General features: G+C 41.3%; 8 protein-coding genes. 4 read left to right on the top strand and 4 right to left on the bottom strand.

Annotated elements, in window-relative coordinates:
• Nucleotides 1-54: 54 nt before the first annotated feature.
• The 4 genes from D0907_RS12440 to erpA all read right to left on the bottom strand — a co-directional run bounded on the left by D0907_RS12440 (nucleotide 55) and on the right by erpA (nucleotide 5,414).
• Nucleotides 55-294, bottom strand: coding sequence for a helix-turn-helix domain-containing protein (locus D0907_RS12440; RefSeq protein ID WP_036966461.1), 240 nt, complete (start codon nucleotides 292-294; stop codon nucleotides 55-57).
• A 503-nt stretch (nucleotides 295-797) separates the two neighbouring features.
• Nucleotides 798-3,872: an efflux RND transporter permease subunit gene (locus tag D0907_RS12445; RefSeq protein ID WP_065978657.1), complete on the bottom strand. Its 3,075-nt coding sequence runs from the start codon at nucleotides 3,870-3,872 to the stop codon at nucleotides 798-800.
• A gap of 2 nt (nucleotides 3,873-3,874) precedes the next feature.
• Nucleotides 3,875-4,972, bottom strand: a complete 1,098-nt coding sequence (locus tag D0907_RS12450; RefSeq protein ID WP_036966455.1) for an efflux RND transporter periplasmic adaptor subunit — start codon at nucleotides 4,970-4,972, stop codon at nucleotides 3,875-3,877.
• 103 nt (nucleotides 4,973-5,075) lie between these two features.
• Entirely contained in the window at nucleotides 5,076-5,414 is a 339-nt protein-coding gene (gene erpA / locus D0907_RS12455) for an iron-sulfur cluster insertion protein ErpA (RefSeq protein ID WP_036966451.1), read from the bottom strand.
• A 179-nt stretch (nucleotides 5,415-5,593) separates the two neighbouring features.
• On the opposite strand from erpA, the gene D0907_RS12460 reads away from it, so the two are divergent.
• The 4 genes from D0907_RS12460 to D0907_RS12475 all read left to right on the top strand — a co-directional run bounded on the left by D0907_RS12460 (nucleotide 5,594) and on the right by D0907_RS12475 (nucleotide 11,618).
• Entirely contained in the window at nucleotides 5,594-7,966 is a 2,373-nt protein-coding gene (locus D0907_RS12460) for a diguanylate cyclase domain-containing protein (RefSeq protein ID WP_051501723.1), read from the top strand.
• Nucleotides 7,967-8,171: 205 nt separating this feature from the next.
• A complete protein-coding gene (locus D0907_RS12465; protein WP_162898052.1) occupies nucleotides 8,172-9,401 on the top strand; it encodes a transporter substrate-binding domain-containing protein in 1,230 nt (409 codons plus the stop codon).
• Nucleotides 9,402-9,480: 79 nt separating this feature from the next.
• Nucleotides 9,481-11,163: a chloride channel protein gene (locus D0907_RS12470; protein WP_036966445.1), complete on the top strand. Its 1,683-nt coding sequence runs from the start codon at nucleotides 9,481-9,483 to the stop codon at nucleotides 11,161-11,163.
• Nucleotides 11,164-11,183: 20 nt separating this feature from the next.
• The gene (locus D0907_RS12475; RefSeq protein WP_036966443.1) at nucleotides 11,184-11,618 is read left to right on the top strand and encodes a CopD family protein; all 435 of its coding nucleotides are present in this window, start codon (nucleotides 11,184-11,186) and stop codon (nucleotides 11,616-11,618) included.
• Nucleotides 11,619-11,693: the final 75 nt, after the last annotated feature.

An 11,693-nucleotide genomic window follows, 5' to 3' on the forward strand; every position in this document is an offset into this window, starting at 1 on the left:
ATGCACTATTTGCATTACCACGCACGCTAAGGGCTGCCTGCGTGTAATGAATAATTAAGCTTCTTTAAGTAAGTTAAGACCTTCGTATGGGTCCACTTCTAGCGCATCACAATAGCGCATAAATTCGATTACATCTAAACGACGTTCTTGGTTTTCAATTTTACCAATGAACGAATGCGGCGTACCTAAAACTTGTGCTAGGCTGCGCATTGTATGGCCTTTCTCATGGCGTTTAGTTTTTAACCATTTTGTTAATTTTGAGTTTTCTTCAGAAGAAACTGTTTTACCCATCATAAAATACATCTCCTACTAGATGATTCAAGTTAATAAATTTAGAGCGAAATTTTGCCCGTCTCACTCTTGGACACATTATATACTAATAACTTTTTCTGTGAACGGTTAATTATACAAATGTCCATTTTTTAGGTATAGACCGTTTTTGTGAACAAGTCTAAGTTTAAGCTAAAATTAAAGCACAAGCTCTATTATTAGTTGCTTAACTGTACCAAAAAATCGATCAATTGGAACCTTGTAAAATTGAAAATATAACTTTAAAAATTGCATACTTATGCTTAAAGTGTATGTAAATACTGAAAAAGGCTAGGAAATGTTTCGTATATTATTTTTGTTGCCAATTGTACTCTGTGTAGCGTGGTACCTTTTTTTAAAACAAAATCGTGTACCAATTAAGCAAGGCAAAAAAGGGTTCGTCTATATTTTGATCATATCTGGAGTGGTTTTAGGCTTTTTCTTACTAATGATTAAAGTGACCCAACACTAGGGTCACTTTCTATTAACTAGCGCGCGCGATCTCGTAGCATAAGCAAGCAGGGTGTTAACACCAGCGTTAAAACTGTTGCAAATGTTAACCCGCCCGCTACGGCCGTTGCTAATTGCACCCACCACTGCGTAGAAGGTGCCCCAAAGTCGATTTGGCGATTAAATAAGTCAATGTTGACCTGTAGCACCATCGGCATTAAGCCAAGAATTGTCGTAACGGTAGTAAGCAGTACGGGCCGTAAACGCTGTGCCCCTGTTCTGAGGATTGCATCTTTTGCAGCCAAGCCCTGCTGACGCAACACGTTATAAGTGTCAATCAGCACAATATTATTATTAACGACAATCCCTGCCAGTGAAATTACGCCAATACCCGACATAACAATACCAAAGGGCTGTTGAAGTACAATTAAACCTAGAAATACACCAACAGTTGAGAATAACACGGCACTTAAAATTAAAAATGCCTGATAGAAACTATTGAACTGAGTAACTAAAATAATCCCCATCACGAACAAAGCAACTACAAATGCTTGCTCAAGAAAAAGCTCTGACTCATCTTGATCTTCAGTTTCACCCCGCACTTTAATTTTTACTCGCGGGTCGAGACCTTGCTCTTCTAATTGCGCCTGTAAGCGTGGCAGCGCTTTGGCAAGCTGCTCACCTGGCTTCATGTCGGCATTAACGGTAACTACACGCTGTGAATCAACACGGCGAATTGTATCAACTTTAGGAGCGGCTTGGCGCTCAACAAAATGACTAATCGGCACTTGTCCGTGTATGGTTTTAACACGTAACGTTTCTAAGCGGCCTAAATCTCGTTTATCGTGAGGAAAACGAACTCGAATATCAATTTCATCATCGACATCATCTGGTCGGTACTCGCCGAGCTTCAAGCCATTTGTAATAAGCTGCACATTCGCACCTAACATACTTGCATCGGCACCAAAACGCGCTGCATCTGAGCGATTGAGCTTAAGCTGCCACTCAATCCCCGGCTTAGACGCTGTATCGTCTACATTACGAAACGCCCCGTCATCTTCAATCGCTTGCCGCACTCTTTTTGCTTCGCTATTTAATACGTCTACAAACTTTGAACTTAGCTCAATACTCAGTGCTTTGCCGCCACCGGGCCCGTTTTCATCCTTGCGTAGTTCAATTTCAACACCTGCGAAACCGGCTGTTATTTCCGTTACTTGGCTAATAATATTCTCGGCTGGCGGTCGTTCATCCCACTCTTTAAGATTCATTCTGAACGTCCCCACCTGATCTTTGCCCCCAGTCCTTGCATACAAGGTTTTTATACCTGGGACTTCTAAGATCCTTGATTCTATCTCTTTCATGATCACATCTTTTTCATAAATAGATAAATCGCTGTACGAACGCACCTTAATATTGACGCCATTAGGTTCAACATCGGGGAAAAACTCAACCCCTAATTTTGATACGGCAAAAGTAAAAAACACCAAAACAGAGAATATAATCGCAGCAGTTAAGCTCCACCACGGTCGCTGCGTAGCAAAGTCAAGCATTCGGATATAACGCCCAAGCAACCCTTTTATTTGCGTTAAATCGCCCGATTCAGCCAGTGCCAAGTCAAGTTTTTGCTGTGCAGATAATGGCCTCGTTTTACCAATTAAGCCGCCAATAGTAGGAACAAATACAAGGGCCATTAACAGTGATGCCGATAACGTAGCAATTAATGTAATTGGTAAGTATTTCATAAACTCGCCCATCATTCCCGGCCAGAAAATCAATGGCGCAAATGCAGCTAAGGTTGTGGCTGTTGACGCGATAATAGGCCAAGCCATTCGCTCGGCTGCATGACGGTAGGCTATTTTGCGAGGTTTTCCTTCACTCATTTCCCGATCAGCAAACTCACTAACCACAATCGCACCATCAACCAGCATCCCCACGGCCATAATAAGTGCAAATAGCACCACAATATTTACCGTTAAGCCAAACATGGAGATAACCAAAATCCCGGTGAGGAATGAACCGGGGATAGCAATGCCAACTAAAAAAGCGGTACGAGCACCTAGTACAGCCACAATAACAATCACCACCAGCAAAACGGCCGAAAGCACGTTGTTTTGCAAATCTGACAGCATCATTTTAACGTCTTTCGACATATCACCGGTGTAGTCCACACGAACATGCTCAGGCCAACGCTTTTGAGCTTCATTAACCACATGTTTAACCTGCTCAACGGTATCAATAATATTTTCACCTGCACGCTTTTTAACTTCTAACGAAACAGCCTGTTGACCATTAATCCGCGCTATTGAGGTTGGATCTTTATAGGCTCTGCGAATTTTTGCGACATCCATAAAGCGCACAACGCGGTCACCCACGACTTTGACAGGTTGCTCCATTACATCTTGAATCGTTTCGAAAACCGACGGTATTTTTACCGCAAAACGACCTTTGCCTGTATCGAGGGTTCCTGCTGCGACCAAACGGTTATTATTCGACAGCAGTTGAATGATATCGCTTGGTTCTAGCCCATATGAAATCATGGCTAATGGGTCAACTTCAATTTCAACCATGTCTTCTCGGTCACCACCGACATCGACCTCAAGGACACTAGAAATACTTTCAAGCTCATCTTTAAGGTTTCGCGCTAATGTGAGTAACCCTCGCTCTGGCGAATTACCTGACAACGTTAAAGTAATGGTTGGTTGCTGATCTTCCATCAGTATTTCATGTACTTCTGGCTCTTCTGATTCAGAGGGTAACTTCGCTTTTGCCAAACTCACTTTATCGCGTACATCTGCCAACGCTTCTTTAGGGTCCATACCGGCAAGAAACTCAAGTGTGACCGAAGCATGGCCTTCGCTTGCCACGGCTGTCATCTCTTTAACCCCTTCGATTGAGCGAAGCTCTATCTCCATAGGCCTTACAAGCAGGCGCTCGGCATCTTCTGGCGAAATGCCATCATGAATAATCGAAACATATATAAAAGGAATGGTGACATCTGGATTGGCTTCTTTAGGAATGGTTTGATAAGTCACCCATCCCGATATCAACAATAGAATAAAAATAGATAATACCGTGCGGGTATGAGTTAACGACGCCTCAATTAAGTTTTTCATACTTACTTGCTCGCTACCTCAGCAAATACAGGCTCAACTTTATCTCCTGCTCTGACAAAGCCCTGCCCTAAAGTTATCACATTTGCTTGCTCACCTAGGCCCCACAACCACACACCTTCTTCGGTAGTTTTTGCTAAATTTACCGATTTAAATTCTACCCTATTATCATCATTGACTATTTTTACCCCGATATTGCCTTGCTCATCCAATGCCATAAAAGCAGGGCTTAAAAGCATGGCAGGTTCTGCGGGTAACTCGATATTTAATTGTGTCGAAAACCCGGCTTTGTAGTGCATACCTGGGTTCGCAAATGCAGCCTCCACTCTGAATGTATTTGTGCTTTCATCTGCGACGGAGGCGATGTAACGAATTTTTCCTGGGTAGGTTTTATCATTAAGAACATGGGCAAACGTGGCTTGACCAACCTGTAAACCTTGAATTTCTTTTTGTGTCGCATCGGCTCTCACTATCAGAGGGTCTAGGTCAACCAATTGCAGAATTGGGTCACCAATGCCAACATAATCACCGATTTGTACTAAGCGTTTGTTGATCACACCATCAAATGCCGCTCGAATATCTGTGCGCTGATACATCAGCTCTAAACTCGCAAGCGCCGCTTTAGCTTGTTGCAATAATGCTTGAGCACGCATCGTTTGTACTTTATTTTGCAGCCCTTGCTGATTCAGTTTTAATGCGCCTTCATATTCAGTTTCATATTGAGCAACCAGCGCTTTGGCCGAGGTTATTTGAGCTTTTAAATCTGATTTATCAAGCCGTAAGATAATCTCATTTTGTTTTACAAACTGCCCCTCTTCAACCAAAATTTCAGTTACTTGGCCTGCTTGTCTGGCACTAATATTGGCGGTTTTATCTGGCTCTGATTTACCATAAAAAGTAAGGTTTTTATTTATATTTTGTGCGGTTAACCGCACCACCTGTACTTTGGCAATTCGGTCTGAATTTGTAACTTGGTGATTATTTTCATCATCGACTTCCGGTGACTCAGTCATGCCAGAAAGCATCCAAAGTACAATCACAAGTACAATAAAAATAGCTAAAATATAAGGTTTCTTTTCGAGTGCTGTTCTTAGATTTAGCAACGCAAAATTCCTTCTAATGATGCGTAAGTATAGTTAGGCTGGGATAATTAGGAAGTGTAAGCAATAAAAAAGCCACATCAAGTGGCTTTTTTCAAATTATTTTTTAAACGCTGAAGCTAGCGCCGCAACCGCAGGTTGTTGTTGCGTTGGGGTTGTTGACAAAAAAGCGTGCTCCTTCAAGGCCTTCAGTGTAATCCACTGTGCCATCGACAAGGTATTGAATACTCATTGGATCAACAACTAAGGTCACCCCGTTTTTTACAATTTCTAAATCGCCAGGGTTGGCTTTTTCATCAAAAGTAAAACCATATTGGAAACCTGAACAACCACCACCTGTTACATAAACACGTAATTTTAGATCTGGATTCTCTTCTTCTTCGATTAACTGTTTAACACGAACAGCTGCTGCATCGCTGAACTTTATTGGCAACTCATCCGACATACCAAAACCCTCAAAACCTATGATATGACGATTATCTAATACCCGAGTGTTTTAATCAAGTATCGCCTCAAAGTCATCATATTTTACGAGACCGAATTGGCCAACCCATTAGCATTGAGCTAATGTTTATTTGTACTACTTTTGAATTAAGCAAAATTTAACGATGAGGGATCATCATAGTGATAGATCATTTAAGGCTCCATTTTATTAATGCCAATATAGATAGCGCACCGGTTATCCCCGCAAGCTATGATGGTTTATTGGTTTTTGCCTCGATACTTACTGCGGTGTTCGCATCGTATGTGTCTTTTTTACTATCTAGTCGCATTAAAAGCTCACACTTAAAAAACGAAAGCTTAATATGGACAATACTGGCTTCCTGCTTTTTAGGGATTGGCATTTGGGGCATGCACTTTGTTGGTATGCTGGCTTATACCCTCCCCATTGCCATTGAATACAACACCACCATTACTTTACTCTCGGTACTACCCAGTGTATTTGCAAGCTACATTGTATTGTCACCGGCACTTAGCCACGGTCGAAGACTCATATTCAGAAGTATTTTAATGGGGGCTGGGATCGGCTGTATGCATTTTGTTGGCATGATGGCCATGATGATGCCAGCTCATATGGCTTATGAGCCTTGGTTATTCTCTTTGTCTATTTTGGTTGCCATTGTTCTTTCGGGTATTGCGTTAAAAATTAACGATTTGAGACAATCTCGAGGCATTCATCACACCCGCATTAATCTGCTTGGCGCAATTATAATGGGCAGTGCTATATCGGGCATGCATTATATTGGTATGATTTCGATGTCTGTATTTGAAACAGAGCACACCGTATATATAAACACACACGACAACTCCACCCTTGCACAACTTGTGATGACTGTTTTATTGGCGCTGAGCCTTCTTGTGCTGGGGATTGTTGAATTAAGAGCCCGAAGTTTATTATCCGCCAAACTCAAAGCCGTGCTTAACACTGTTCAAGATGTCGTTATAAGCTTTAATAGCACGGGAATTATAGAATTTGCGAATCCAGCCGTGTTACCTGTATTTGGCTACCGGTCCGATGATTTAATTGGTAAACATATTCACCTTCTTATCCCTGAAAAATCAGCTGAACTCAGCGATATATTTAACGGCTCTCAACTTAACATACCAAACGCAAAAAAAAGTAAAAGTCGACTGTTAAAAGGACAAAGAGCAAATAAACAGTTGTTTCCCATCACACTCACAATCAGCTCGATAGGCAAACAAGAAAAAGGCCCTTATGTCGCCACGATTAAAGATTTAAGTGACATCCAAAATCAGGAAGCATTCACACAAACCATTTTTGATAACTTGCCCATCATGCTGTTTGTAAAAGAAGCTGAGCATTTAAGTTTTAGCCATGTAAATAAAGCTGGCGAAGAACTGCTTGGCAGACGTAAAGAGCAATTAATAGGTCTGAATGATTTTGATATTTTTAGTAATGACGAAGCTGCAAACTTTGCCCAAACAGACCGAGACGTGCTTAATAAAGACGGAATAATCACATTAGATGAAAAGCCAGTAACGGTTGACGGTAAAACACATTACTTACGTACTCGTAAACTGGCTATTAAAGACAGTAATGGAAAAGCACGATATTTACTCGATGTATCAGAAGACGTTACAGAGCTAAAACAAGCCAAAACAGAACTTGAAAACTTGCATCAACGCATGTCGATGGCTGCCGATGCAGCGCACATTGGTATTTGGGAGTGGAACTTTGAAACCAACGAATTAATTTGGGATGACTGGATGCATACCCTGTTCGAAATACCCAAGTCACAGTTTAAAGGCGATTACGCAACATGGGCTAATACTCTGCACCCTGATGAATATGAGCGAGTTACCAATAAACTCAAGCTTGCTCTATTAAACAACGAAGAGTTTCATGCTGAATTTCAAATAGTATTACCCTCTGGGCAAACTCGTTACCTAAATGCCGATGGACGTATTTATGGCAACCGTATGATTGGGGTTAACTTTGACATTACTAAACGGGTCATGGCAGAGAAGAAAATAAGGCAGTTAGCACAAACAGATCATTTAACAGGCCTTGCTAATCGAAATGCTCTCAGTAAGTTCATAAAACACGAATTTGATCGCAGTGAACGCACCGGGGCAAAGGTGGGATGTTTATACTTTGACTTAGATAAGTTTAAACCTATTAATGATACCCACGGCCATTTAATGGGTGACTTTGTTCTTGTTGAAGTAGCCAAACGATTACAAGATACGGCTCGTAAAACAGATTGTGTCGCGCGTATTGGTGGCGATGAGTTTGTTGTTGTCATAACCGATATCGAAAACCTTAGCCAAGTGAAACGGGCACTTACGCGGTTTATCAATGCTATTTCGGCTCCTATCGCCTCTGAAGTTGGCTATTTAAATATTGCCACGAGCGTTGGCTATGCCATCTATCCTGATGATGCTAAATCACTTGATGAACTACTTCATAAAGCCGATGAGCGCATGTATAAACAAAAACGCAGTAGCCATGAAAGCATACCCCAGTACAAATGAATAATTAAAAAGATAAAATGTCTGCAACATGTTTTTTTGCGTATACTTATTAAACGATTAATAAAAAATATTTTCCATGCGCGCACCCTATTTATCCGTCACTCTATTTCTGCTTTGCATATTTCATGCTGCTTTCACGAGCGCTAATGAGCAACAAACATGGAAAATAATCTCGTTAGAATGGCCACCTTATGCGAGCAGTAAAATGGCCAATGGCGGAGATGCAATCGCCTTATTAAGAGACTCACTTGCCGCAGAAGGGATAGCGCTAAGCGTGGAATATTTACCGTGGCAAGATGCACTAAAAAAAGCAGAGCAACCGGGGTATCTAGGTTACTATCCCGCGTGGCTTTCTGAGATACAAGCAGGGTTTATTGCTTCATCCCCCATTTTAACTTCACAACTTGCTGTGATGACCAGCCAAAGTAGCGTGCAACACTTTGAAAGCATTGAGCAACTATTTAGTAAAAGTAAAGTGGGTATCGTTGGTGCTTATATTTACCCTGATGAAGTTGAAAAAGTCATCCAAGCTTACGAAAGCAGTATTATTCGCGCCGCAAATGATGAAGAGCTTTTTCACTTACTTCAGACAAACCAAATAAACTTTGCCATTGCAGCCCCTGAAGTATTCAACTACTTTGCCACGCAGCAAAATGTGTCTAAACCCCATATTGTTAGCCAGTTTGTCGATTCCCCTTTAGTGATAGGCATTCGTAATGCGCCTGAAAACCGCGAAAAAGCCACGCGTTTACAATCGTTATTTAACATCAATAACCTCGAAACGATGGTCTACACAAAACCAAAAAAGCTGCTATTAACCTATATAGACATACCGAGTATCTCACCGTTTAATGAGTTCATTAGTCAAATATATGATGACATTGGCATTAAAACCCAAATACAAGCAACCCCAGCACGAAGAGGGCTTTTGTTGCTAAACGCGGGGATCATTGATGCAGACGTTGTCAGAGCTAAAAGTATTATTAAAGAGTTTGAAAATGTCGTTGTAGTAGAGCCAAGTCTCAGCGTGATAAACATTGTATTATTATGCCGACAAGCGTTACCTTGCAGTCGAGAAATATTGTACGATCCTAGCAAGAATATTATCAGCACCACTGGCAATACTGAGCTTTTAAGTGAGTTTGATATTCAAGCGCGTATTACGCACAACGAAGCGCTCAATCACAGCCTTGATTTATTAAGAAAAAAACGAATAAATTATATTCTGTATCCCGCACTTGAAAATGAACTTGCCTCTTTAAAAAAAGAATTTCACGTAATCGTATTACGTCAGTTAGCAGTCAATACCGTGATAAATAAAAAACACGCAGCGCTGATACCTGAACTCTCAAAAGCAATTAAAGCACGGCTACCCGAATTAAAAAGGCAACTAGACAAAGACAACATAGAACAGCCAAATTTACCCAAAAACTAGATAAATTTATAAAATCCCAACGACTTAGCGAGTTTGATTTGCTAAACTTCAGGCTCAAAAGTGCTGTGAGGAAGAATGCATGTGGCTTGAAAGGCTAAGGCGTCGATTAGCAAAGCCTAAAACATCTGTGCAATTGTGCTTACTTGGTGTAAGTGCGGGACTAATTGCGGCAGTGTTGATCATATTATTTCGCCTCACGATCATGTTTTTCCAAAGCTTATTTTTAGAAAAACCTGACGACTTTACGACTCTTCCCACACTTGAACGTGTATTACTCCCTGTCGGCGCCGCCTTATTAATTGCTTTATTTGCCGCATTAACGGGTTTTAAACACTACCGTTTAGGGATCCCCTTTGTAATTCACCGAATCAAAAAGCATTATGGCCAAATGCCACTGTACAACACCGTTAACCAATTTGTTGGTGGAGCGTTGGCGTTAATTAGTGGTTTTTCGGTGGGTCGTGAAGGTCCTTCTGTCCACATGGGAGCAACGGGTGCAAGTTTGCTTGCCGATAAATTGCATTTACCCCACAATGCCATGAGAACCCTGACTGGCTGCGGTGTTGCAGCAGGTATCGCAGCCTCATTCAATACCCCACTTGCTGCAGTAATCTTTGTAATGGAAGTCGTACTTAGGGAATACAAAGTACACATATTTGTACCAATTATGCTTGCCGCGGTGACAGGCGCACTCGCCACCCAATTTGTGTTTGGTGATGCATCTGAACTGGCGCTTATTACCATGAACCCACTCAGTGGCTGGCATTACCCATTTTTAATCTTATTTGGTATGGCGCTGGGAGCAGTTGCGTATGCGTTTAATCAAAACTTAATGTTGATCATTCGCACTTTTAAACCATTAAGCATGTTTCCACGTTTATTACTTGCAGGGTTAATTGCAGGTTTAATTGCCTACATGGTGCCGCATGCGATGGGCTCTGGTATGAGTGCAATTACCATTGCCATTGAATCACCCGATGATGTGCAGTTTTTGACGACCATTTTAATTGCCAAGCTATTAGCAACTTTATTTGCTATTGGCTTGGGGATACCCGGCGGTATTATTGGCCCCGTGATTGGATTAGGCGTACTTATGGGCACGTTAATGGCATTTTTTGCGCAGTTTATTAGCCCAGGGGTTGATATTGCAGGTACTTACAGCATGCTTGGAATGGCAGGCTTACTTGCGGCCACCTTACATGCGCCGCTTGCCGCACTTACAACCGTGATGGAGCTAACTTCAAGTCCTGAGATTATTGTGCCTGCCATGCTCGTTATCTCAACAGCGTATGTTACCGCGCTGCAATTCTTTGGTAACCGCTCTATCTTTATGCAACAACTGGATTTCCAAGGACTTGAATATCAAATTTCGCCAGCAACCGAGGCGTTGCAAAAAGTGGGTGTGATGGAAGAAATGGATGAGCATTTCAAACTGCTATACAGCGATGATAAAGAACAAATAAAAGCATCTCTCGATGCCATTGACAGTCAAACACCATTAATTGTTCACGATGACGAAAATGGCTATCGCCTAGCAGAATATGACTTGAGCTTGATGTCAGATCAAAACAGTAATATTAAATATGTCAGTCTCGCAGGTTTAAGTAGCCAAGCCACACTCGCGGATGCCTTTGACTTGCTTAAAGATAAACGAAGCGGTGCGGTGTATATATATAACTTACTTGATAATCAGCAAATTATGGGGCTTTTGCGTTGGGACCAAATTAGACATATTCTGACCATACGCAATAGCCTGTTATAACAATTAAAATGGATCAATAAATGAGTGCGCTATTAATTTACAAAACGTTTCATGTATTTTTTATGATTGCTTGGTTCGCTGGTATTTTCTACTTACCACGATTATTTGTTTACCACGCCATGAGCGAAGAAAAAGCCTGTAACTCAATGTTAAAAGTAATGGAGCGACGCTTACTGTTATTCGTTACCCCTTTTGCGGTATTAACACTGGTTTTTGGGGTACTGACAATTGTTGAATATGGCCGTGAATGGTTCAAATACAGCATGTGGCTGCACTATAAGTTAGTGCTCGTTATTATCTTATATATCTACCATGCCTACTGTTTTAAGTTATTGGCTGATTTTAAGCATGATCGCAACACACGTAGCGATCGTTTTTATCGCATTTTTAATGAAATTCCGGTGCTGATTCTATTGGCGATTGTCGCATTAGCAATTATTAAACCTAGCTTATAATTTGCTGCTGTGTACGCTAAAAATTTGCTATAGTACGGCGCAAATTTATGCGACCTCCCATACAGAGTGTCAGCG

It is taken from the genome of Pseudoalteromonas lipolytica (assembly GCF_003515105.1).
Classification (GTDB): domain Bacteria; phylum Pseudomonadota; class Gammaproteobacteria; order Enterobacterales; family Alteromonadaceae; genus Pseudoalteromonas; species Pseudoalteromonas lipolytica.

What these genes read in the sequence shown, in the direction of transcription:
- D0907_RS12470 (WP_036966445.1), top strand. Translation starts at nt 9,481, where the DNA reads ATGTGGCTTGAAAGGCTAAGGCGTCGATTAGCAAAGCCTAAAACATCT.
- D0907_RS12440 (WP_036966461.1), bottom strand. Translation starts at nt 294, where the DNA reads ATGATGGGTAAAACAGTTTCTTCTGAAGAAAACTCAAAATTAACAAAA.
- erpA (WP_036966451.1), bottom strand. Translation starts at nt 5,414, where the DNA reads ATGTCGGATGAGTTGCCAATAAAGTTCAGCGATGCAGCAGCTGTTCGT.
- D0907_RS12445 (WP_065978657.1), bottom strand. Translation starts at nt 3,872, where the DNA reads ATGAAAAACTTAATTGAGGCGTCGTTAACTCATACCCGCACGGTATTA.
- D0907_RS12475 (WP_036966443.1), top strand. Translation starts at nt 11,184, where the DNA reads ATGAGTGCGCTATTAATTTACAAAACGTTTCATGTATTTTTTATGATT.
- D0907_RS12465 (WP_162898052.1), top strand. Translation starts at nt 8,172, where the DNA reads ATGGCCAATGGCGGAGATGCAATCGCCTTATTAAGAGACTCACTTGCC.